At 59.0% G+C, this 24,142-nt stretch carries 19 protein-coding genes and 1 tRNA gene; all 20 read left to right on the top strand.

The features are described 5' to 3' along the window. Positions 1–154: 154 nt before the first annotated feature. The 20 genes from ACNFH5_RS20520 (at position 155) to ACNFH5_RS20425 (ending at position 24,092) form a co-directional block, all read left to right on the top strand. Entirely contained in the window at positions 155–2,485 is a 2,331-nt protein-coding gene (locus ACNFH5_RS20520) for an LTA synthase family protein (protein WP_416749071.1), read from the top strand. 283 nt (positions 2,486–2,768) lie between these two features. After that, positions 2,769–3,542, top strand: a complete 774-nt coding sequence (locus ACNFH5_RS20515) for an ABC transporter ATP-binding protein (RefSeq protein ID WP_192433090.1) — start codon at positions 2,769–2,771, stop codon at positions 3,540–3,542. Between the two features lie 14 nt (positions 3,543–3,556). Then, the gene (locus ACNFH5_RS20510) at positions 3,557–4,309 is read left to right on the top strand and encodes an ABC transporter substrate-binding protein (RefSeq protein ID WP_138523706.1); all 753 of its coding nucleotides are present in this window, start codon (positions 3,557–3,559) and stop codon (positions 4,307–4,309) included. Positions 4,310–4,365: 56 nt separating this feature from the next. Next, positions 4,366–5,061 (top strand): ABC transporter permease, encoded by a 696-nt coding sequence (locus ACNFH5_RS20505; RefSeq protein ID WP_416749068.1) that lies wholly within the window; start codon positions 4,366–4,368, stop codon positions 5,059–5,061. Further along, on the top strand, positions 5,058–5,750 hold the full coding sequence (locus tag ACNFH5_RS20500; RefSeq protein WP_416749066.1) for an ABC transporter permease: 693 nt from the start codon (positions 5,058–5,060) through the stop codon (positions 5,748–5,750). The genes ACNFH5_RS20505 and ACNFH5_RS20500 overlap by 4 nt, the downstream gene beginning before the upstream one ends. Positions 5,751–5,816: 66 nt before the next feature. Further along, positions 5,817–7,037, top strand: a complete 1,221-nt coding sequence (locus ACNFH5_RS20495) for a methyltransferase (protein WP_416749064.1) — start codon at positions 5,817–5,819, stop codon at positions 7,035–7,037. A gap of 389 nt (positions 7,038–7,426) precedes the next feature. After that, positions 7,427–7,900, top strand: coding sequence for a MarR family winged helix-turn-helix transcriptional regulator (locus ACNFH5_RS20490; RefSeq protein WP_416749062.1), 474 nt, complete (start codon positions 7,427–7,429; stop codon positions 7,898–7,900). After that, the gene (locus ACNFH5_RS20485) at positions 7,897–9,384 is read left to right on the top strand and encodes an efflux transporter outer membrane subunit (protein WP_416749060.1); all 1,488 of its coding nucleotides are present in this window, start codon (positions 7,897–7,899) and stop codon (positions 9,382–9,384) included. Before ACNFH5_RS20490 ends, ACNFH5_RS20485 begins: the two co-directional genes overlap by 4 nt. A gap of 14 nt (positions 9,385–9,398) precedes the next feature. Then, positions 9,399–10,583, top strand: a complete 1,185-nt coding sequence (locus ACNFH5_RS20480; protein ID WP_416749058.1) for an efflux RND transporter periplasmic adaptor subunit — start codon at positions 9,399–9,401, stop codon at positions 10,581–10,583. A 13-nt stretch (positions 10,584–10,596) separates the two neighbouring features. Next, entirely contained in the window at positions 10,597–12,135 is a 1,539-nt protein-coding gene (locus ACNFH5_RS20475; RefSeq protein WP_416749056.1) for a DHA2 family efflux MFS transporter permease subunit, read from the top strand. 75 nt (positions 12,136–12,210) lie between these two features. Further along, positions 12,211–12,286 (top strand) — tRNA-Thr (locus ACNFH5_RS20470). A 222-nt stretch (positions 12,287–12,508) separates the two neighbouring features. After that, the gene (gene galE, locus ACNFH5_RS20465) at positions 12,509–13,519 is read left to right on the top strand and encodes a UDP-glucose 4-epimerase GalE (protein ID WP_416749054.1); all 1,011 of its coding nucleotides are present in this window, start codon (positions 12,509–12,511) and stop codon (positions 13,517–13,519) included. Between the two features lie 688 nt (positions 13,520–14,207). Further along, positions 14,208–15,227 (top strand): glycosyltransferase family 2 protein, encoded by a 1,020-nt coding sequence (locus tag ACNFH5_RS20460; protein WP_416749052.1) that lies wholly within the window; start codon positions 14,208–14,210, stop codon positions 15,225–15,227. 4 nt (positions 15,228–15,231) lie between these two features. After that, positions 15,232–16,290: a dTDP-glucose 4,6-dehydratase gene (rfbB, locus tag ACNFH5_RS20455; RefSeq protein WP_416749050.1), complete on the top strand. Its 1,059-nt coding sequence runs from the start codon at positions 15,232–15,234 to the stop codon at positions 16,288–16,290. Continuing rightward, on the top strand, positions 16,287–17,195 hold the full coding sequence (gene rfbD / locus ACNFH5_RS20450) for a dTDP-4-dehydrorhamnose reductase (protein ID WP_416749048.1): 909 nt from the start codon (positions 16,287–16,289) through the stop codon (positions 17,193–17,195). Before rfbB ends, rfbD begins: the two co-directional genes overlap by 4 nt. Next, a complete protein-coding gene (gene rfbA, locus ACNFH5_RS20445) occupies positions 17,192–18,073 on the top strand; it encodes a glucose-1-phosphate thymidylyltransferase RfbA (protein ID WP_416749046.1) in 882 nt (293 codons plus the stop codon). The genes rfbD and rfbA overlap by 4 nt, the downstream gene beginning before the upstream one ends. Beyond that, complete coding sequence (gene rfbC, locus ACNFH5_RS20440; protein ID WP_416749044.1) at positions 18,073–18,624, top strand: dTDP-4-dehydrorhamnose 3,5-epimerase; 552 nt, start codon at positions 18,073–18,075, stop codon at positions 18,622–18,624. Before rfbA ends, rfbC begins: the two co-directional genes overlap by 1 nt. Continuing rightward, positions 18,624–19,442 (top strand): ABC transporter permease, encoded by an 819-nt coding sequence (locus ACNFH5_RS20435; RefSeq protein WP_416749042.1) that lies wholly within the window; start codon positions 18,624–18,626, stop codon positions 19,440–19,442. The genes rfbC and ACNFH5_RS20435 overlap by 1 nt, the downstream gene beginning before the upstream one ends. Beyond that, positions 19,432–20,751: an ABC transporter ATP-binding protein gene (locus tag ACNFH5_RS20430; RefSeq protein ID WP_416749040.1), complete on the top strand. Its 1,320-nt coding sequence runs from the start codon at positions 19,432–19,434 to the stop codon at positions 20,749–20,751. Before ACNFH5_RS20435 ends, ACNFH5_RS20430 begins: the two co-directional genes overlap by 11 nt. Next, the gene (locus ACNFH5_RS20425; protein ID WP_416749038.1) at positions 20,751–24,092 is read left to right on the top strand and encodes a GT99 family glycosyltransferase N-terminal domain-containing protein; all 3,342 of its coding nucleotides are present in this window, start codon (positions 20,751–20,753) and stop codon (positions 24,090–24,092) included. Before ACNFH5_RS20430 ends, ACNFH5_RS20425 begins: the two co-directional genes overlap by 1 nt. Positions 24,093–24,142 lie beyond the last annotated feature (50 nt).

The following is a 24,142-nucleotide window of genomic DNA, read 5'->3' as shown; positions in this document are numbered from 1 at the left end:
CCGGGCCGCTCGCACGATTCGTGTCGAATGTTTGCCGAACTACAGTGTCTACTGGCACATAGCACATCGATCTTTCAGAATCATGACCATCCGGACGATTCTCTCAGTTCAGTGAGATACCCTCCGGGATTCGATGTTTCGTAGCGGAGTCACTGTGCGCAAACTCATAAGCTGGTGGAATTCCCGGGGCAACCTGGTTTCCCTGTCTGCCCTCTTCCTGCTGGTGCCGGTAATCGGCCGCTATAGCCTTGGCTGGGGATCCCCGCTGGGCTACCTGTCGGACCTCGCGCTCGGCACGCTGCTGGTCGTTGCGTTGCACAACCGACGGCTGTTCATCGCCATCCCGGTGATGCTGGTCTGGGCGCTGTCGGTGATCGGCACCGCCGAGCTGGTCAGCGCCGTGGGCCGCATGCCCGCGCCGGAAGACCTGCACTTCCTCGCCGACCCGACCTTCGTCGCCAACTCTACCGAGGGCGGCGGTCTCAACCACCTGCACCTGGCGATCCTGATCGGTGCCGGCATCCTGCTTTGCGCCCTGCTCTGGCGCCGCCGCGAGAAGGCACTGCCGCGCTATGCCTATGCCGTGCCCGCCGCGCTGCTGGCCGCCCACGCCGGCGTGCAGTACTTCCAGCCCAGCGACGCGGAGATGTGGAAGCAGTTCAACCTGCCGCACCAGCTCGTCTCCCGCGCCGTCACCAGCGGCGAGATGGCCTACCAGGACTGGCGCGACCGCGACCTGCCGGAAGTCCGCCCGGACGTCACCGGCCTGACCCAGCACGACCTCAACGGCACCCCGCTGCTGGCCGGCCGCGGCCAGGCGAAGAACGTCCTGATCATCGCCATGGAAGGTATCCCCGGCGCCTACGTCGCCACCAACCGCGCTGCGCTGAGCAGCAGCTACGAAGAATCGATGATGCCGCGCCTGAGCACCTGGGCCGAGCGCGCCATGACCACGCCGGACTACGTGGTGCACAGCCACCAGACCATTCGCGGCCTCTACGCCATGCTCTGCGGCGACTACAGCAAGCTGGACAACGGCACGCCCAAGGGCGTCGAACTGTTGGGCAACCCGACCCGCGCTGCGGAATGCCTGCCGGCGCAGATGCACCAGGCCGGCTTCAGCACCCACTTCCTGCAAGGCGCCGGGCTGCGCTTCATGGCCAAGGACAAGGTCATGCCGGCCATGGGCTTCGACAAGACCCTGGGCCGCGACTGGTTCAAGAAGAAGCCCTACCTGGAGTTCGCCTGGGGCATGGATGACAAGGCCTTCTTCGAAGGCGCGCTGGACTACGTCGGCCAACTGCGCCAGAAGAAGCAGCCGTGGATGCTCACCCTGCTCACCGTTGGCACCCACCAGCCGTATTCGGCAACGCCGGAATACCTGGCCAAGTACCCGACACCGCGCCAGGCGGCGGTCGCCTACCTGGACGACGCCGTCGATGCCTTCCTCAAGGGCCTGGAAGAAAAAGGCGTGCTCAAGGACACCCTGGTGATCGTCACCTCCGATGAGTCCCACGGCATCGATAACGTGCGTCTTGCCTCGGCCTGGGGCCTGAACCTGATCCTTGCACCGGAACAGGCCGCGCTGCCGCCGGTCAAGGCCGGCGTCTACGGCCATGTCGACCTGGAGTCCTCGGTGCTCGACTACTTCGCCATCAAGGCCCCGCAGGATATCGCCGGCCGCTCGCTGTTCCGCGAATACAGCGCAGGCCGCGAGATGGTTTCGTTCACCAACGGCATGCAGCGTTATCACGACGGCAAGGGCAACTTCACCGAGTGCGACTTCCAGCAGGTCTGCCGGCGCTACCAGAGTGACGGCTTCATCGCCGACAGCGCCAAGTTCGTCGGGCGCTACAGTGGCCGCGATGCTCGCCTGATGACCGCCCGCGCGGACATCCTCGACCAGTCGGTGACCAAGGCGCAGTCGGCCCGCGAATACCAGTTCGCGACCAAGGAACGCATCCGCCTGAAGCCGCAGATCGACAACGAGTACACCGACAACCTGATCGGCGCGCAGTACCTGGAGTTTCCGGCCAACACCCATACAACGGTGCGCCTGAAGATCCGTGCGATCCAAATGGACGCCAATGGGGCGAAAGTGACGCTCAAGACGCGCTCCTTCGAAAAGCCGGTGCCCATCGAGATGCCGGAATTCCCGCTGGTCAAACGCAACCAGCCGCTGGAAGTGACCTTCGGCTTCGACAACGAGGAAGCGCGCAAGGCGTTCTCTTTCCACCTGCTCGCCGAAGGCAAGGGCATCATCGAGATCACCGATTTCCACGTGCTGACCCAGCCGCGCAAATCCTCAATCAATGCGACCGAGGCTGGCGGCACGGGCCTGGCGGACGCCAAGCCGCTGCCGATCCCGCGCCTGTCCGGGCATCCGAACCTGATGGCCAGCCAGCCGCCCGAGTCCCAGGACGACATCACACCCGCCGAAGCGATCGAAGACCCCAGCCCGCAGCTACGGCAGATGATGCAGTAACCCAAACCGGCGGCCCCAGAGGCCGCCGGACTTTTACTGGCCGGTCTAAACTGGCACTATCCCGCCCCCGCACCATCAGCCGACGCCCCGATGCGGCGCGGCTAGTTCAGCCCAGGCGACAACGCCGAGCGGCAATGCGACAACTTGCCACTACAGCCGACGACCGCGGCCGATGGGCGCTTGGCGCACTCCGGAGTGCGTGTTAGGTTGCCCTCGCCAGGATGGCCCCGATTCTGCAGTGACCTGCTGCGAAAGCGTCCGAATAACAATAGAGGAGCCCCCTATGGCCACGGCCATACCCGCACTGGAAATCCGTAACCTGCACAAGCGTTACGGTGACCTGGAAGTGCTCAAAGGCATTTCCCTGACCGCCCGCGACGGCGATGTGATTTCCATTCTCGGCTCCTCCGGTTCCGGTAAATCCACGTTCCTGCGCTGCATCAACCTGCTGGAGAACCCGCACCAGGGCCAGATCCTGGTCGCCGGTGAAGAGCTCAAGCTGAAGAAAACCAAGGACGGCTCGCTGGTCGCCTCGGATAACAAGCAGATCAACCGTCTGCGCAGCGAACTGGGCTTCGTCTTCCAGAACTTCAATCTCTGGCCGCACATGAGCATCCTCGACAACATCATCGAGGCGCCGCGCCGTGTGCTGGGCAAGACCCGCGCTGAAGCCACCGAGATCGCCGAGGCCCTGCTGGCCAAGGTCGGCATCTCCGACAAGCGCCACAGCTTCCCCGCGCAGCTTTCCGGTGGTCAGCAGCAACGCGCCGCCATCGCCCGCACCCTGGCGATGCAGCCCAAGGTCATCCTCTTCGACGAGCCGACTTCGGCACTGGACCCGGAAATGGTCCAGGAAGTGCTTAACGTTATCCGCGCGCTCGCCGATGAGGGTCGCACCATGCTGCTGGTGACCCATGAAATGAACTTTGCCCGCCAGGTATCCAGCGAGGTGGTGTTCCTCCACCAGGGCCTGGTAGAAGAACAGGGACCGCCGCAGCAGGTATTTGACAACCCGCAATCGGCACGCTGTAAACAATTCATGTCCAGCCACCGCTAACGGAGCATCACTGCATGAACAACTATAAGAAGATCGTTCTGGCTATCGCGGCCACCTTTGCACTGGGGAGCCAGGCCATCGCCGCAGACAAACTGCGCATCGGTACCGAAGGCGCCTACCCGCCCTTCAACGGCATCGACGCCAGCGGCCAGGTCGTCGGTTTCGATATCGAGATCGGCAAGGCGCTGTGCGCCAAGATGAAGACCGAGTGCGACGTCGTTACCTCCGACTGGGACGGCATCATCCCGGCCCTGAACGCCAAGAAGTTCGACTTCATCGTCGCGTCCATGTCGATCACCGACGAACGCAAGCAGGCAGTCGACTTCACCAACCCCTACTACACCAACAAGCTGCAGTTCGTGGCGCCCAAGTCGACCGACTTCAAGACCGACAAGGGCTACCTGAAAGGCAAGGTGATCGGTGCCCAGCGTGCGACCATCGCCGGTACCTGGCTCGAGGACAACATGTCCGACACCGTCACCATCAAGCTGTACGACACCCAGGAAAACGCCTACCTCGACCTGTCCTCGGGCCGCCTCGATGGCGTACTGGCCGACAAGTTCGTGCAGTACGACTGGCTGAAGAGCGACGCCGGCAAGGACTTCGAATTCAAGGGCGAGCCGGTATTCGACAACGACAAGATCGGCATCGCCGTGCGCAAGGGCGACCCGCTGCGTGACAAGCTGAACGCCGCTCTGAAGGAAATCGTCGACGACGGTACCTACAAGAAGATCAACGACAAGTACTTCCCCTTCAGCATCTACTGATGCACGTGCCGCGCCGCCCCTCGCCGGGCGGCGCGCGCCTTCAGGCGTGACTCCCCATGATTTTCGACCTGCACGGCTTTGGCGATCAGTTGATCGCCGGCACCTGGATGACGCTCAAGCTTTCGCTCGCCGCAGTCTGCGTGGGACTGATACTCGGCCTGCTCGGCGCCGTCGCCAAGACCTCGAAGAACAGCTTCCTGCGCATGCTCGGCGGGTTCTACACCACCGTGGTGCGCGGCGTACCCGAGACGCTCTGGGTACTGATGATCTACTTCGGCACCGTGGCCGGGCTGAACGCCATCGGTGACCTGTTCGGCTATCCCGAATTCGCCCTCTCGCCCTTCGCCGCCGGCACCTGCGCGCTGGGCCTGTGCTTTGGCGCCTATGCCACTGAAGTCTTCCGTGGCGCGCTGCTGGCGATCCCCAAGGGTCACCGCGAGGCCGGTCAGGCGCTGGGCCTCTCCGCCCCGCGCATCTTCTGGCGCATCGTCCTGCCGCAGGTGTGGCGCGTGGCGCTGCCGGGCCTGGGCAACCTCTATCTGATTCTTCTGAAGGACACCGCGCTGGTTTCACTCATCACCCTCGATGAAATCATGCGCAAGGCTCAGGTCGCCTCGAACGCGACCAAGGAACCCTTCACCTTCTACATGACCGCGGCCTTCATCTACCTGGGCCTGACCGTCTTCATCATGGCCGCCCTGCACGTCCTTGAGCGTCGCGCCGGCCGCGGCTTCGTGAGGAACGAGCTATGACCGATCTCGAGCTGATCCTCAAATGGATGCCGAAGATGCTCCAGGGCGCCACCCTGACCCTGGAGCTGCTGGCCATCGCCGTCGTCGCCGGCTTGTGCCTGGCCGTACCATTGGGTATCGCCCGCGCCTCGCGGCACTGGTATGTGCGCGCAGTGCCCTACGCCTACATATTCTTCTTCCGTGGCACGCCGCTGCTGCTGCAGCTGTTCATCGTCTACTACGGTTTTGCCCAGTTCGAGAGTGTGCGCAAGGGGCCGCTCTGGCCGTACCTGCGCGATCCCTACTGGTGCGCGCTGCTGACCATGACGCTGCACACCGCGGCCTACATTGCCGAGATCCTGCGCGGCGCGATCCACGCCATCCCGGTGGGTGAAGTGGAGGCGGCCCGCGCGCTGGGCATGTCCCGCCGCCAGGCACTGTTCCACATCATCCTGCCGCGCGCTGCGCGCATCGCCATGCCGGCCTACAGCAACGAAGTGATCCTCATGCTCAAGGCCAGCGCGGTGGTCTACACCGTGACCCTGTTCGACATCATGGGCATGACCCGCACCATCATCGCGCGCACCTACGAGGCCATGCTGTTCTTCTGCCTCGCCGGGGTGTTCTACCTGGTCATCACCCTGTTGCTGACCCGCATCTTCCGGCTGCTGGAACACTGGCTGAAGGTGGACTCCATGCAAGGCCGCTGACCGGCGCGCCGCTTGCCCACGGGGCCGCTATAATGCGCGCCCCGTGGCTTTCTCCCGCTTCGCATCGTGCTCCCGAACGACACTCCCCTGACCGGCTCCGATCTGCTCCAGCGCTTCCAGGCACTGGACGGCTTTCTACTGGAACATCAGGCGCTATGGCGGCCGAAGCCCTTCACGGCGCTGGAGCTGCCCTGGGAGCGCGACCACCCTGAACTGGCCACTTGGCTACGCAGCCGAAGCCTCGAAGACGCCGAAGCGGTGCACAACACGCCCGAGCAACTCGGTGCCCCTGCGCCGTTCCCCGCACTCGCCTCCACGGCCGCACGACTGGCAGCCGTCGGCGAACTCCCGGCAAGACCTCTGGGCAAACTGCCGAACCTGCTGACCGTCGATGTTCCCGGCCGCAAGTGGCAGCAGATCGAAGCCTTTGCCAGCCGCCTGGAGTTCGCAGAAGCGCCGCTACAGTGGCTCGACTGGTGTGCCGGCAAGGGTCATCTCGGCCGCCTGCTGGCCCGCGATGGCAAGCCACTGCTGAGCCTGGAGTTCGACAACACCCTGGTGGAGGAAGGTCAACGCCTGAGCGACCGACTTCAACTTCGCGCCCAACATCGCCAGCAGGACGTACTTGCGCCGGACGTCCGCGAGCATTTGCAGGCCGGCTACACCGCCCTCGCCCTGCACGCCTGCGGCGATCTGCATGTGCGCCTGCTGCAGCTCGCCAGCGCCCATGGCTGTCGCCAACTGGCAGTGGCGCCCTGCTGCTATAACCGTATCGATAGCAAGCACTACCAGCCGCTTTCGCACGCCGCGCAAAGTTCCGCCCTGGTGCTCTCCCGGGACGACCTGCGCCTGCCATTGGCAGAAACCGTGACCGCCGGTGCGCGGGTGCGGCGCCAGCGCGACGGCTCGATGGCGCGGCGGTTGGCGTTCGATCTGCTGCAACGGCAGATCCGTGGCAGTTCCGACTACCTGCCCACCCCCTCCGTATCGCCGACCTGGCTGGACAAGCCCTTTGCCGACTATTGCCGCGCCCTCGCCGCACTCAAAGGGCTAAACCTGCCCGCCGAGATGGACTGGCAGGCACTGGAAGTACAGGGTTGGCAGCGCCTGGCGCAAGTCCGCAACCTGGAACTGGTGCGCGGGCTGTTCCGCCGCCCCATGGAGCTCTGGTTGCTGCTGGACCGCGCGTTATTCCTTGAGGAGCAGGGCTATCGCACCACCCTGGGCGCCTTCTGCGCCCCCCGAATGACCCCGAGAAACCTGCTGTTACTGGCCGAACGCACCTGAGACGGGCGTTCCAGAGATTCACCCACAGGACCTGTGGATAACTCTGTTCGTAACCCTGGAAAAACACCCCCTTCCATACCGCCCAGACCGCCTCGCGGCGATCTGGTCATTTTCTGTACATATAAATTTAATCCTTTAAAAACAGAAACTTACGCAAATAAGTGATTGCTATCACATCTTATATGCGATTTGCGCCCTAAAGCTTCGGCCGTTGTGCATAAAGCACCGCCAAGGTCGTAGGAAATCAGCCATACCTGTTGTTATTCCCGATCCAATGGCGCTTCGTCGAACGGATTGTTGCGCAATCGCGACAATCGAACCTTGTCAATCGCTGCCTAGGCAGTATCATTTCGAAACATTTCACTGCCTAAGCAGCTATCTGTTTTGACATGAATCACTACGACGTCGCGGATTTTCCATTCAAAGGCTCCATCGGCCAGTTGCTGGGCGCCACCGCCATCCTCAAGGATCGCCTACTGGACAAGCACCTGGCGCACCTGGACATCACTGCCGCGCAGTTCAAGGTGCTGTTCTTCATCGGTAACGACCGCGCCAACACCCCGGCCGAGCTGTGCCGTGAACTGTCCATCGACAGCGGCTCCATGACGCGCATGCTCGACCGCCTCGCGCGCAAGGATCTGCTGGTCCGCGAACCCTGCCAGAACGACCGCCGCAGTGTGCGTCTGAGCCTCAGTAGCGCCGGGCAGGCGGTAAACGACGAAGCACCACGCATCGCCGCTGCCGCCATGAACGAGCTGGTCGGCGGCCTCTCCCGCGACGAACTGCAGACCCTCACCGGCCTGCTCGACAAGATCCTGCGCGCCCACGGCGCCGCCGCCCATTGCGCGGCGCAGGAGAAATGAAGATGAACCACCTGCGCCTCGCCCTGCTGCCGGCCGCCGTGTTCGCCGCTCTGCTGGGCGTGTCCGGTTGCGTCAGCTACTCCGGGCTCACCACCAGCGGCAAGGCCGTCGATCCCGCCGCCCTGAAGGCCGGCGTCAGCCTTGACGGCGCGCCCCTGTCGCCCGCCGCCTGGCCCAGCGAGCACTGGTGGAGCAGCCTGGGCGACCCGCAACTGGACAGCCTGATCAGCGAAGCCCTGCAAGGCACGCCTGACCTGGAAATCGCCAGCGCCCGCGCACGCCAGGCCACCGCCGCCGCCCAAGCGCAGGACGCCGAGCGCATGCCCAGCGTGAAAGGCACCGCCAGCTACGCCGGCATCCGCGCACCGGAAAGCGTCCTGCCGGCACCGACGGGCGGCCGCTATTCGGCGGTGAAATACCTGTCGATGAGTTTCAGCTACGACCTCGACCTCTGGGGCGGCCAGCGCGACGCCTGGGAAGCCGCCCTCGGCCAGGCCAACGCTGCTGAAGTCGACCGCCAGGCTGCATCGATCACGCTCTCCACCAACGTCGCCCGCGCCTACAGCGAACTGGCCCACGCCTTTGTCGCCCGTGACCTGGCACGCGACGAACTGGACCGCTCGCAGCATCTCTTCCAGCTCAGCCAGAAGCGAATGGACGCCGGCCTGGACAGCAAGGTTCAGCTGCAACAAACGCAAACCCAGGTCGCCAGCGCCAAGCAGCAATTGGCGGCGGCGGAACAGGACATCGCCAGCGACCGCATCGCCCTCGCCGTTCTGCTCGGCCAGGGCCCGGACCGGGGCCAGGAGCTGCAACGCCCGCAGGTGCTCAAGCCGGGCGCGCTGGGCCTGCCGTCAAACCTGCCGGCCGAACTGCTGGGCCGTCGCCCGGACATCGTCGCCGCGCGCTGGCGAGTCGAGGCGGCGTCGAAAAGCATCGATTCAGCGAAGACCGAGTTCTATCCCAACGTGAACCTGGGTGCGATGGTCGGCTTGGCTGCGATGCACACCAGCGACGTGCTGAAGGCGCCGAGCCGATTCTTCCAGGTCGCCCCGGCGATCTCCCTGCCGATCTTCGACGGCGGCCGCCTGCGTGCCAACCTTGCGGGCAAGGATGCCGACTACGACCTGGCCGTCGCCCAGTACAACAAGACCCTGGTCAACGCCCTCGGCGAGGTCACCGACGACCTTGGCAAGCTCCGCTCGCTGGAGCAGCAGATCGACGACCAGCGCGATGCCCGTGACATCGCCAAATCCAACTTCGACCTGGCCATGCGCCGCTACGGCGAAGGCGTCGGCAACTACCTCGACGCCCTCAGCGTGCAGCAACAACTGCTCATCGCCGAGCGCCAACTGGCCAGCCTGGACGCCCAGCGCATAGACCTCTCGGTGCAACTGATCCAGGCCCTGGGCGGTGGCTACCAGCCCGACACCACATCCACTCCCGCCCCGCTCGCCCAGGCGAACGCGGCCGCCGCGCACTGAACGAGGCACCCGACATGAGCACCGCTACGCAAGAAACCCCCACCAGCAATCCCAAGCGCAAGCGCTGGCTGCTGATCCTGCTCGCCGTCGTCATCCTGGCCGGCCTCGCCAGCGTCGCCTGGGAAATCCTCTACGGCCGCTGGCACGAGGACACCGACGATGCCTACGTGAACGGCAACGTCGTGCAGATCACCCCGCAGATCACCGGCACCGTGGTCAGCATCGGCGCCGATGACGGCGACCTGGTGCACAAGGGCCAGGTGCTGGTGAAGTTCGACCCCAGCGACGCCGACATCGCTTTGCAGCAAGCCGAAGCCAATCTCGCGCGCACCGTGCGCCAGGTGCGCGGGCTGTTCAGCAACGTCGATGGCTACAAGGCCGACGTGGCCGCGAAGAAAGTCGCTCTGACCAAGGCCGAAGCCGACTTCAAGCGCCGCCAGAACCTCGCCAATGACGGCGCCATCTCCCAGGAGGAACTGGCCCACGCCCGCGACGCCCTGGACACCGCACGCAGCTCGCTGACCACCTCCGAGCAGCAACTGGACACCAACCGCGCGCTGGTCGACGACACCGTGATCGCCTCGCACCCGGACGTCAAAGCCGCCGCCGCCAAGCTGCGCCAGTCCTACCTGGACGATGCCCGCGCAGTGATCATCGCGCCGGTCACCGGCTACGTCGCCAAGCGCACCGTACAGGTTGGCCAGCGCGTGCAGCCGGGTGCCGCGCTGATGGCGGTGATCCCGCTGGACCAGGTGTGGATCGACGCCAACTTCAAGGAAACCCAGCTCAAACACATGCGCATCGGCCAGCCAGTGGAAATCCGCTCCGACCTCTACGGCAGTGAAGTGAAGTACTCCGGCACCGTCGACAGCCTCGGCGTCGGCACCGGCAGCGCTTTCTCCCTGTTGCCGGCGCAGAACGCCACCGGCAACTGGATCAAGATCGTCCAGCGCGTGCCCGTGCGCATTCGCATCAACGCCGAGGAGCTGGCAAAGAATCCGCTGCGCATCGGCCTGTCGATGGACGTCAACGTCAGCCTGCACGACCAGAGCGGCCCTGCGCTCGCCCAGCAGCCCCCGCACGAGGCGGTGTTCTCCACTGACGTGTACCAGGAGCAACTGGCCTCGGCCGACCAACTGATCGAGAAGCTGATCCAGGCCAACCTGGCCGACGCCAGCCACCGCACTGCGCAGCGCTGATCCGACCGCCGTCATGAGCCAGCCCAACAGCAGCAGTTTCAGCCCACCCAGCCTGGTCATGGCCACCATCGGCCTGTCGCTGGCGACCTTCATGCAGGTGCTGGACACCACTATCGCCAACGTCGCCCTGCCGACCATCTCCGGCAACCTCGGGGTGAGCTCCGAGCAGGGCACCTGGGTCATCACCTCCTTCGCAGTGAGCAACGCCATCGCCCTGCCGCTGACCGGCTGGCTGAGCCGCAAGGTCGGTGAGGTGAAGCTTTTCATCGCCGCCACCCTGCTCTTCGTGATCGCCTCGTTCCTTTGCGGCGTCGCGCAGCAGATGGGCATGCTGGTGGGCTTCCGCGCCATCCAGGGCTTCGTCGCCGGCCCGCTCTACCCAATCACCCAGACCCTGCTGATCTCCATCTACCCCCCGGCGAAAAGGGGGATGGCACTGGCACTGCTGGCGATGGTGACGGTGGTCGCGCCCATTGCCGGGCCGATCCTCGGCGGCTGGATCACCGACAGCTACAGCTGGCCATGGATCTTTTTCATCAACGTGCCCATCGGCCTGTTCGCCGCCATGGTGGTCTACCAACAGCTGCGCGCGCGTCCGGTGGTGATCAAGCACGCGCCCATGGATTACATGGGCCTGGCGATGCTGGTGATCGGCGTCGGCGCCCTGCAGATCGTGCTCGACAAGGGCAACGACCTGGACTGGTTCGAATCCGGCTTCATCATCGGCGGCACGGTGATCGCCGTGATCGCCCTGGCAGTCTTCGTAATATGGGAACTGACCGACAAGCACCCAATCGTCAATCTGCGACTGTTCGTACACCGCAACTTCACCGTGGGGACACTGGCGCTGGTCGGCGGCTACGCCGGCTTCTTCGGCATGAACCTGCTCCTGCCGCAGTGGCTGCAGACCCAGATGGGCTACACCGCGACCTGGGCGGGCCTGGCGGCGGCACCCATCGGCATCCTGCCTGTGTTCCTCTCGCCGCTCGTCGGCCGCTATGCGAACAATTTCGACCTGCGCCTGCTGGCAGGACTGGCTTTCCTGGCAATGGCCGCGACCTGCTTCATGCGCGCCGACTTCACCACTGAAGTCGACTATATGCACATCGCCCTGGTGCAGATGTTCATGGGGTTGGGCGTGGCATTCTTCTTCATGCCGATCCTGAGCATTCTGCTTTCGGACCTCCCGCCCGACCAGATCGCTGACGGCTCTGGTCTTGCGACCTTCCTGCGGACCCTGGCCGGCAGCTTCGCCGCATCCCTGACCACCTGGATCTGGAACCGCCGCGCCACCATGCACCACGCCTACCTGACCGAGAACCTCAGCCAGTACGACCCGGCCACCCGCGCCACCGTCGAACAGCTTGGCGGCCCCGGCCAGCACAGCGCCGCTCTACTCGAGCGCATGGTGGAAAGCCAGGCCTACATGATCTCCACCATCGACTACTTCACCCTGCTCGGCTGGCTGTTCCTCGCCATGCTGGTGGTCATTTGCCTGGCCAAGCCTCCCTTCGGCGCCAAGCCCGGCGCGGCAACAGCCGGAGGACACTGACAAAAATTGTCGGATCAGTCTGACAAATCAGTGGTTTACACCAACGGCGGCGTGGCTATAATGGCCGCCCTCCTTGCCGGTATAGCTCAGCTGGTAGAGCAACTGACTTGTAATCAGTAGGTCCCGGGTTCGACTCCTGGTGCCGGCACCATTTCACAGCCCCCTGATCGACAGGGTGCTGTAGACCTGAATGATCAACCAGATCATCACTCGCAGTTTCGCTGCATAACTTACCTCGCTGCACGCAAGCCGCAAACCATCGCAGGGCCCGACGGCCTAAATAAATCGGTAAGCACTCGCTCAAGCACGCGCATCCCTGGCCGGCAATCCACAGGGATGGTTAGAATGGTTATTTTTGCGAGCGAGATACTCAATGATTTTTGTCACTGGCGGCGCTGGCTATATTGGTTCACATACCTGCCTTGAACTCCTGACTGCAGGCCAGGAAGTCGTTGTTTTTGACAGCTTCTGTAATAGCCATCGCGAGTCCTTGCGCCGTGTCGAAGAGTTGACCGGAAAGCCAATTATTCTGGTGGAGGGCGACATACGCGACCAACCTGCAATCGAGAATGCTCTCCGCACCTACAAATGCAGCGCAGTCATCCATTTCGCAGGCCTCAAGGCAGTCGGAGAGTCGGTCGAGCAACCGCTTGCGTACTATGACAACAACGTCATTGGCACGCACCGGTTGCTCGCCGCGATGGCCTCCTGCGGCCTGCGCCGCCTGGTCTTCAGCTCCTCAGCAACAGTGTACGGTGAACCTCAGCACCTGCCTCTCACTGAAGATCATCCACTGTCCGCAACCAACCCTTATGGCCGCAGCAAACTCATCATCGAAGAGATGCTGCACGACCTCTATCGCTCCGACCCGACTTGGCAGATCGCAATTCTTCGGTATTTCAATCCTGTCGGGGCACACTCCAGCGGGCGCATCGGTGAGGACCCTCAAGGCATCCCGAACAATCTGATGCCCTTCGTTGCTCAGGTCGCTATCGGGCGCCGAGAACAATTGATGATCTGGGGCAACGACTACCCGACCCCCGACGGCACCGGCATGCGCGACTACATTCATGTCGTCGATTTGGCACGGGGACACCTGAAAGCGCTTGAGTGCCTGGATCGGCCGCAGTGCTTCACAACCAACCTGGGCACAGGCATCGGCTACAGCGTGCTGGATGTGGTCAAGTCCTTCGAACAGGCAAGTGGCCGATCGATTCCCTACCAACTTGCCCCCCGCCGGCCCGGAGACGTCGCCTCCTGCTACTCCGACCCGTCCAAGGCCAAACAGTACCTCAACTGGGCCGCAGAGAAGGACTTGCTGACGATGTGTGTCGATGCGTGGCGATGGCAGACACAGAATCCGAACGGATACCAAACGGAGTGAGCCAACACTCCTTTGGCCTGCAATCGTAGGCCAAAGCCCGCCACACCGAAATTCTCACAGGCATACGCGTAGCCAACGAGTGAAAACCTCAAACAACCATCCGGCCTCCCCAGCCCTTCGCAAGGATGTGCCGGATGACGCGTTACAGCCCCCTCACTCAAAACCCGGACAGAGTCCGGATAAAGTGCAGGCCATCAGCCCCGGGAAGCGGCAGGCCGTCAGGAATTGCCTACCAATGGCCTGTAGCGCTTGAGCAGCGCACAAAAAGCACTCCGCTCCCTATAATCACCACGGTATTCTCTTTGCCCCCAATGCCAGGCTGTACCCTCAGCTATCCACTGGCGGCGCTGGTCGTGGCACAACGCGCCCATCATCGAGAGATTTCTGATTCTCGCATCCTCCTCGCAGCGGGATGCCTTGCCAGCCTCCAACAGAAGCGTTTCTGGCATTCAGATTTCTTGGCAAGACCGAGAACTCCACCCTGCGACCCAAGAGGTGAAACTTTTTACCGTGAACCGAATCTAAGGCACATTTTTCGAACGCACGGGGACGGACGCGCCTTCCTGAACCCGGCTAAGTGAAAAGCCCTTGATTAGAGACGATTTACTCACTGAGCAAGAAACATAACAATGTCCACCTCTTTTCCGGCGCCCCCAGATCCGCGCCCACGATTTCTTTCCGACAATGGATGGAAGCCAAGCATCCATCGAAGGCGCCTGCCGGAGATTTTGAATTGACGCCCCTCTCTCCCGCTTCCCTGGAAAAGGAGCCAAGCTCAACAACGCATCCGGCACAGGTAGCCATTCTCCTGTCCACATACAATGGTGCCGGATTCCTTGCAGAGCAGCTGGACTCACTCATCGCTCAGACTCATCCGCACTGGAGAATCTACGCATCGGACGACGGCTCTACCGACGCGACACTCGAGATTCTCTATCGCTACCAAGCTCAGCTAGGTACAGACCGGATCATCGTCCACAAAGGCCCTCAGCGCGGATTCGCGGCAAATTTCCTGAGCCTGCTGCACCGAAGCGATATACAGGCCCGCTATTTCGCTTTTTGCGATCAGGACGATCACTGGACACCGCAACGCCTGGAAACCGGCCTTGCCTGGATCAGCAAGGCAAACAGTGAGCAGCCTGCCCTGTTCTGCTCTCGTACTCGATTGGTGGACAGTCTCGGATCGCCAATCGGACTGTCGCCGCTCTTCAGGCGCCCGCCGTCTTTCGAGAACGCTTTGGTACAATGCATCGCTGGCGGCAATACCATGCTGTTCAACAGCGCAACGCGCGACCTATTGCGGCAAACAGCCGCCGACGAGCGAATCATATCGCATGATTGGTGGACCTACCTGCTGGTCACGGGATGTGGCGGCAGCGTCGCATACGAACCGCTGCCAACGGTCGATTACCGGCAGCACCATCAGAATCTCATGGGGTCCAACTCGGGCCTGCAAGAGCGTGTAGTACGCGTGAGAAAGATGCTTAACGGTACATTTCGTGACTGGATAGACGCGAATCTCGCCGCATTAGCGCCATTTCGTGACCAGCTCACCCCTGAGAACCAGACGTCTCTGAATCTCTTCGAGCGGGCTCGACACTCGGGTTTGCTGGGGCGCCTTAAATTAATCCGGCAATCCGGCGTCCACCGCCAATCTCTGGTTGGCACGCTCGGGTTGACCGCGGCAGCCATAATTCAAAGGATTTGACCTGATGACCATCCTCGTAACTGGAAGCGCCGGCTTTATCGGCGCCAACTTCGTACTCGACTGGCTGGCTGGCAATGACGAAAAGGTCATCAGCCTCGACAAGCTGACCTACGCTGGCAACCGTCAGAACCTGGCCAGCCTGGACGGCGATGAGCGCCATGTCTTTGTTCATGGCGACATCGGTGATAGCGACTTGGTCTCACGGTTGCTGGCCGAGCACCAGCCGCGCGCTGTGCTCAACTTTGCCGCAGAATCCCATGTGGACCGCTCCATCCACGGCCCCGAAGACTTCATCCAGACCAATATCGTCGGCACCTTCCGTCTGCTAGAAGCAGTACGCACTCACTGGAATGGCCTTGGTGAAGCGGAGCAGGCGGACTTCCGTCTTCTCCATGTTTCCACTGACGAGGTTTATGGCTCCCTGAGCCTGAGCGATCCGGCATTCAGCGAAACCAACAAGTATGAACCCAACAGCCCGTACTCGGCGTCCAAGGCCGCATCCGATCATCTGGTTCGCGCCTATCACCATACCTATGGGCTGCCAGTTCTGACCACCAACTGCTCCAATAACTACGGCCCTTACCATTTCCCAGAGAAGCTCATTCCCCTGGTCATTCACAACGCTCTTGCCGGCAAAGCCCTGCCGATCTACGGCGATGGCCAACAGATCCGAGACTGGTTGTATGTGAAAGACCACTGCACGGCCATTCGCCGAGTCCTGGAAGCAGGCCAAACCGGCGAGACCTACAACGTGGGCGGCTGGAATGAAAAGACCAATCTCGACGTAGTCCATACCCTCTGCGACATTCTTGATCAGGAAAAAGCCCGCACCGACGGACGGAGCTATCGCGAGCAGGTCACCTTCGTCAAGGATCGCCCCGGCCATGACCGTCGTTACGCAATCGACGCCTCGCGGCTGGAACGAGAGCTCGGCTGGAAACCGGCAGAGACTTTCGAGACGGGCATCCGCAAGACCGTGCGCTGGTATCTGGATAACCAGGAGTGGGTGAACAACATAACCAACGGCGCGTACCGCGAATGGGTAGGTAAGCAATACGCATGAACAAGATTCTTCTGCTGGGTGCCAATGGCCAGGTCGGCTGGGAACTTCAGCGTTCGCTGGCTCCCCTCGCACCACTGGTAGCCTGCGACCGGCAACATGGCGATCTCAGCGATCTGCAAGGCCTGACGAGACTGATCGACGAGGAACGTCCGAGCATCATCGTCAATGCTGGCGCCTACACGGCGGTAGACAAGGCCGAAAGTGATATCGATGGCGCCCGACGAGTCAATGCCGAAGCGGTTGCCACCCTGGCAATGGCGGCGCGTAAACAGGAAACCTGGCTCGTACACTATTCGACAGATTACGTGTTCGACGGATCCGGCAATCAGCCATTCGACGAAGACGCAATCACCGGCCCACTAAGCATCTATGGACAGTCCAAACTTGAGGGCGAAGAGGCAATTCGCAAAAGTGGTTGCCGTCACCTGATATTCCGCACCAGCTGGGTATATGCATCCCGCGGGGCAAACTTCGCCAAGACCATGCTGCGCCTGGCCAAGGATCGCGACGAGTTGCGCGTGATCGCCGATCAGTTTGGCGCACCGACCAGCGCAGAACTGATTGCCGACGTCACGGCTCTGGCGCTGCAACGACTGGCATACGACGCTAAACTTCGCGAGCAGGCCAGCGGCACTTACCACCTCGTCGCCAGTGGCGAGACCAGTTGGCACCACTATGCCCAGTTCGTCATTACCGAAGCCATTCGGCTGGGCAGTTCCCTGCGCACCACACCGGAAAACATCACACCGATTACCACCAGCGAGTATCCACTGCCTGCTAGGCGACCGACCAACTCACGCCTGGCCAATAGCAAACTGCAACAAACCTTCAATGTGGTGCTTCCCGCCTGGGAATACCACGTCCAGCGCATGATCAGAGAGCTTGCGGATCAGGGAATGATATGAAACGGAAAGGAATTATCCTGGCGGGTGGCTCGGGTACCCGCCTGCACCCAGCAACCTTGGCCATCTCCAAGCAATTGCTGCCTGTATACGACAAGCCGATGATCTATTACCCGCTGAGCACACTAATGCTGGCCGGCATCCGAGACATCCTGATCATCTCCACTCCCCAGGACACCCCTCGCTTCGAGCAGTTGCTTGGCAACGGCAACCAATGGGGTCTGAATCTGCAGTATGCCGTCCAACCCTCCCCGGATGGCCTGGCTCAGGCCTTCCTGATAGGCGAGGAGTTCATCGGCAAGGATGCAGTAGCACTGGTGCTGGGCGACAATATCTATCATGGGCATGACTTCCAGGAACTGCTGGTCAGCGCCATGCAGCGCCCAACGGGCGCCAGTGTCTTCGCCTACCACGTGCACGACCCCGAGCGCTACGGCGTCGTCGAGTTCGATGCCGACGGCAAGGCCGTCAGCCTGGAGGAGAAGCCTGCCACCCCGAAGTCCAGCTATGCCGTCACCGGCCTGTACTTCTATGACAATCAGGTTGTAGACATCGCGAAGAGCATCAAACCGTCAGCGCGAGGAGAACTCGAGATTACCGATGTCAACAAAACCTACTTGGCGCGGGGCGCCTTGTCGGTCGAAATCATGGGGCGTGGCTATGCGTGGCTGGACACCGGCACCCATGATTCCTTGCTGGAAGCCAGCAGCTTCATTGCTACCCTGGAAAATCGGCAGGGTCTGAAAGTTGCCTGCCCGGAAGAAATTGCGTTCCGCCAGAAGTGGATTACTGCTGAGCAGCTCGAGGAGCTCGCCAAACCCCTGTCTAAAAATGGCTATGGCCAGTACCTGAAGCGCCTGCTGACTGAGATTGTCTACTGATGAAAGCTACCCGCCTCGCAATCCCTGACGTTGTATTGCTGGAGCCCAGAGTCTTCGGCGACGACAGGGGATTCTTCTTCGAAAGCTTCAACCTGCGCCAATTCCATGAAGCAATTGGAAGCAGTCCTGACTTTGTCCAGGACAATCATTCTCTATCGGGACGTGGCGTCCTCCGTGGTCTGCACTATCAACTCCACCAACCGCAGGGAAAGCTCGTCCGCGTAATCAGCGGCGAAGTATTCGACGTCGTGGTGGACTTGCGCAAAAGCTCACCTCACTTTGGCAAGTGGGTAGGCGAGACTCTCAGCGCTGACAACAAGAAACAACTGTGGGTACCGCCGGGATTTGCCCACGGCTTCCTCGTGCTCAGCGAGAGTGCCGAATTCCTTTACAAGACCACTGATTATTACGCCCCCCAAGACGAGCATTGCTTGGTATGGAATGATCCGAGCATCGCAATTGAGTGGCCGTGCATGGGCGACCTGAAACCGACTCTGTCCTCGAAGGATCAGACCGGCAAGAGCCTGCACTATGCGGAGGTTTACTCCTGATGCAGGCTTATTCATATTCCCCCCTAGGAATGCTCAAGTCTTTCTGGGGAAATAGAAGTTTACTGTTGGCGCTAATCAGAAGAGAGGTAATTGGCCGTTACCAAGGCTCAACCCTAGGGTTACTGTGGTCGCTTTTCAACCCCATCCTGATGCTAAGTGTCTACACGTTCGTCTTCAGCGTCATATTCAAAGCCCGCTGGAGTGGCGGAAGCGATTCCAAAGCAGAATTCGCCCTCGTACTCTTTTCGGGCCTTCTGGTCTTCAACCTCTTTGCTGAATGCCTTAACAGAGCGCCTTCACTCATCATCTCGAATGCAAACTATGTTAAGAAAGTAATATTCCCCCTGGAAATACTCCCTATCGTTTCCTTCGGAGCAGCGCTCTTTCACACATTAGTTGGCTTTCTTGTCTGGCTGGTATTTTATATTTTCCTCATAAAGTACCCACCAACCACGATATTCCTGACACCTCTCATGCTTCTGCCCGTGCTGTTTATGTCGCTGGGAGCAGGATGGCTGCTCGCATCTCTGGGTGTTTTCTTCAGGGATGTCTCGCAGATCGTAGGGGTCTTTACGACAGCACTGCTTTTCCTGTCTCCGGTCTTCTATCCAGCCTCTTCGCTGCCTCCCGAGTACCAAGAGCTGCTCTACTACAACCCAATGACTCTGTCCATCGAACTGGTCCGCATGACGATGATCCAGGGAGCCAGCCCGGACTGGGGGCAGTTTACTCGCTACCTCCTCATATCCCTAACCTTTGCACTATTAAGTTACGCTTGGTTCCAAAAGACTCGTAAAGGATTTGCCGATGTCCTCTGAAATTGCGATCAAGGTCGATCAAGTTCATAAGTGCTTTCACATTTATGAACAGCCCAGAGATCGCATGAAACAGTTCCTACTCCCTGCCAGCCAAACCCTGCTGGGCCTGAAGAGGAAAAACTACTTCAAGGAGTTTTGGGCGCTTCGTGAAGTGTCCTTCGAAATCAGCAAGGGCGAAACAATCGGTATTATTGGACGAAATGGCGCAGGCAAGTCCACCCTATTGCAGATTATCTGCGGAACCTTGTCGCCGACAAGCGGTAGCACCGAGGTAAACGGTCGAGTCGCAGCACTTCTTGAATTGGGAGCCGGCTTTAACCCTGAATTCAGCGGTCGCGAGAATATATACCTCAATGGCAGCATCCTCGGGTTAACCAAGGAAGAGATAGACTCGCGCTATAATGAAATTACCGAATTCGCAGACATCGGCGACTTTATCGAACAACCGGTCAAGACTTACTCAAGCGGGATGTACGTCAGGCTTGCATTCGCGGTACAAGCCTGCGTAAACCCTGACATTCTGATTATCGATGAAGCACTGGCCGTAGGTGATATCGGCTTCCAGTACAAATGCTTCAAACGTATTGAAAAGCTGCGAGAGCAAGGGACGACCATCCTTATGGTGACCCATTCGACTGGCAGCATTCTGCAATATGCCAGCCGCTGCCTGGTCATAGAAAACGGCAGGCTGATTCAAGACACCCACGATGTACTATCTGCAGTATTGGCCTACGAAAAGGGCATGATACTCGCGCAGAATGCTCCCACCGCCAAAAGCCTTCTCAACGAGGCCGCGGAGGAGTACACGCTCGAACAACTGCAGAGAATGCAGGCCGAAGAGTTCAACCGAGAAACCGGGGAGCGACGCTTTGGCACCGCACGCGCCATCATAAAAGACGTCGAGATATTCAGCTCCGATGGCCAAAGCTTCAGCGAAAAGCCGGTACTCAAAGCTGGCGAAGAGCTTCGCTTCGTCATGTCCATCCTGGCAAGTGAGTCAATCAAAGACGTAGCCCTGGGCATATCCATCAGCAAGGCCCAAGGCGGAGACCTCTGGGGGGACAACAATCTCAGCGCTGGCGTGCCCATTAGTCTGTCCTCAGGAAAAACCACTATCGAGTACAGCGTCCGCCTTCCTCTTAGTGCCGGTGAGTATCTTGTTCACTGCGGCTTGTCTTGCACCAACGCAGGCAGGAGAGAGGAGCTCGACCAACGCCGACCAATGGTCAGGCTCCGCTTCTGGTCTCCTAGAGAACAGGTTGGATACATCTATTCACCTATATCAATCAACATACAGACGAAAACCTGATGCTGACGATATTCCTGCCACCATATCCATTCAGAGGAATAGAAGCCCCCTATCTATGGGTTTTCTACAAATTCCTCAGTGAAGCAAAGGAGCCACTTCACTTCCTGACAGGGAAAAGCTATTTACAGCCGAGCGAACATTTTACTCTGCAGAACCGCTGGGAGTTAGACCCGGAAACTTGTCAGAAATTGAAATACGCTGCCCCGACCGCAGACGACATTTCCAGGCACAGCTTTACGTTCCTTGACCATAGGATCTTCGAGGAATTGCTTAAACTGCATTCCGGGAATCCTCTCGCAGCGTTTCGAGCATTTCTATGTGAACGGATTCCGTTGCTTGAACGGGAGCTTGATTCAGCACTAGCAGACTCCCAGGCGGAAGCCATAATCTCCTGGGTAAACTGCCCCTCACTGAAAGCAGTTGCCGAGAAATATGGGATCCCAGTTATACACTCTGAGATCGGGCCGCTGAGATCTCCCATTTATAGAGATACCGGCTACCTGGACTTCTCGGGCGTCAATGGAAATACCGAAGCAGAAATCCGTTACTCAAACATTGCTGCCAACTTGAATAGCGATGCCTTCGACCTGTTCGGCGTCCGCCACTTTTTCCTGAACATCCCCAGAACGTTGAATGTTTCGGAAGCGAAGTATCTTGGACTTCCCCTGCAAGTAGAGGATGACTCCAATCTTATAGCCTATGGCAATGATTTTGATAACCAGGGGCTAATGGCCTTCGCCACGCTAAAAGAGCACGCAGAAAACTTACTAATTCGCCCCCACCCAAGCAGTCTATTTACAGCCAAGAGCTCCAGGATTCTTGTCGATGAATCCCCGAACAGCATCGAGTTCATGCGAAAATGCAGAGCTCTGATCACAATAAACTCCAGCCTTGGAATAGAAGCACTACTCTTCGAAAAACCAGTACAAGCCCTAGGAGATGCTTCGTACTCATTCATCCTATCCGCCGAGAGCCAGGAGGAAACTGCAAACCGCCTCAGCTTCTACTTATTCTGCTACCTAGTACCACTCACCGAGATCTATAACTCAGAATACATCAGATTCCGCCTAAGCAATCCTAAAGAAGTAGAAATTCTACATTGGCACCTAAGAACCTACGGGATTTCCGTGAGTGAAAACCTCACTCTAAGCGAGATGATGCTCAAAGGGATAGAGCAGCAAATGAGCAATATGACAGCAAAAGCCAACATTGAACTTAGCGCAGAAAACGAAAAACTGCGAATTGAACTTCATCAAAAGGAAGACGGATTCTCCCGGGCACTCGACGAAAAAGCAGAAATCGCCGCAGCTCTTGAGAAATCCAAAGAAGAAATAGAAAAGGCTCTTAAGTCCAGAGACGAGATTCTGCTATTGCTCGAAAGCAAGGACGAAGAGCTATCCCGAGCGCTCGACAAAAAAGACAATAAAATTATCGCACTCTCCGTGGATCTTGGGCGGTATATCGAGAAACAGGAGGAACTGGAAAAACGACTCAGCCAGTTCCAAGTCGAAATAAATCAGGAAAGAGCCCGCACGGCAGAACTCCTGACCAGTGCGTCCTGGCGCGTCACATCGCCCCTGCGAGCAGTCAGAAGAATCCTGAGCACTATTATTCTCAGACTCCCGGCCTATCGGCAGAAGCTCAAGTATGCAGCCAAAACCATAGCCGATGACCCGCAGGTCTTGCGACGTGCATTCCGCCACCTGCTGAAAAATGGACTGAAGGATACCATTAGCCAATCAAGGCGAGCTCTTCAGTACCGATACGCTCCCGCCACAACTCCTACGATGGCAGCCATCCGCCTGAGCCGCCAGGAAACCACCTTCATTCTCAGTACCGAACACTGTATATTTGTAGCGGAACAGATCAAGCGCAATCTGCAAGCTGCGGGATTCCCCAGCGAAATCATATTCCAGGAGCCTGAGGGCGGATTTTCCAGCTCCCTCCACTTCGTTATTTGCCCGCAAATATTCAAATCACTGCCTGGGCTGTATGTAGCATTCCAGATGGAGCAGTCCGTCAGCTCTCGATGGTTTACCAATGACTACCTGCAGATGCTGGAGAATTCATTTGCAATTTTCGACTACTCTCTCACCAACGTAAAATATCTCCAGGAAAATGGGCTAACTCTACGTCAGATCTACTACACGCCCATATCGTACATTCCAGATTACTACAGCGCCGAAAAGCCGGCCAAAGAATATGACATCCTGTTCTATGGTGATGCCAACAATGAGCGCCGGAAGGACTACCTCAACGTCCTCAGCAAGAAATATAAAACCAAGATAATAAATAACATCTTCGGCGAAGAACTCTATCAAGAAATCGCCAAAGCTCGTCTAGTGGTGAACATCCACTATTATGAAGGGGCACTACTGGAAACCACCCGTCTTTACGAATGTCTTTCTCTCGGTGCCATGCTTATTTCGGAAAGTAGTCCGGATGTAGATGAGAACGGCCAACTGCAAGAATTGATTGACTTCGTCGCAGTTGGCGACATCGAGGCGATGACACGCCGCATCGATCACTGGCTCGAAAATCCGGCTGATCTTGTGGCGAAAACCAAGCAGAACGAAGAGATTTTGAGAAGCTCCCCAAACTCCTTCAATTATTACTTCAACCGCTTCCTGCTGGCGTCCGACAACATCAGTTTTGACGAATTCTATGATCTCGCAGGTCATAATATAGAGTTCAGGAAGGACTTGGTCTGCCTGGGACTTCCCGAGTCGACAGAACGAAAGGCCGACTTTGAGAATGATAACTCAGAAGGGTTCCAGTACTTCCCGGGGCTGCGCCACAACGTGGGCTGGATCGGCTGCGGCCTCAGCTATAAGTTCATCATTCGAAAAGCCTATGAACAGCAGTTCGATAAAATTACTGTATGTGAGGATGACGTCGATTTTCTTCCGGGCTGGAAAGCGCGATTCGATGAAATTCACTCACATCTGAAGAATGACGAAAAGCCGTGGGATATCTTCTCCGGCCTTATTGCCAACCTTCACGAAGAAACCAATGTAAAAGCCCTGGACGATTTCGAAGATTTCGAACTTATTCATATCGACAAAATGACCAGCACGGTCCTCAATACCTACAATGCAAGATCATTCCCCAAAATTCTTGGCTGGGATGAAAACAACCGGAACCCTGCATCCAACACAATCGATCGATTCATCGAAAAGCAATCCGGAGTGGACATAATTACTACCTTCCCGTTTCTGGTCGGACACAAAGAGGAGATGTCATCTACTCTGTGGGGTTTCAAGAACACCCAATACAGGGACATGATCGCCGCAAGTGCAGCACTTCTTCGCCAGAAAGCAGACGCATTCAAAAAAAAATAAACTAACAAAAAGCTACGGGCGCTATATACGGCGCCCGCTTCTTTTAACCT

This window comes from Pseudomonas sp. NY15435 (genome assembly GCF_048068295.1).
Classification (GTDB): domain Bacteria; phylum Pseudomonadota; class Gammaproteobacteria; order Pseudomonadales; family Pseudomonadaceae; genus Pseudomonas.
Note: the sequence above shows the minus strand (reverse complement) of the source record. Positions and strands in the feature narration are given on the sequence as shown.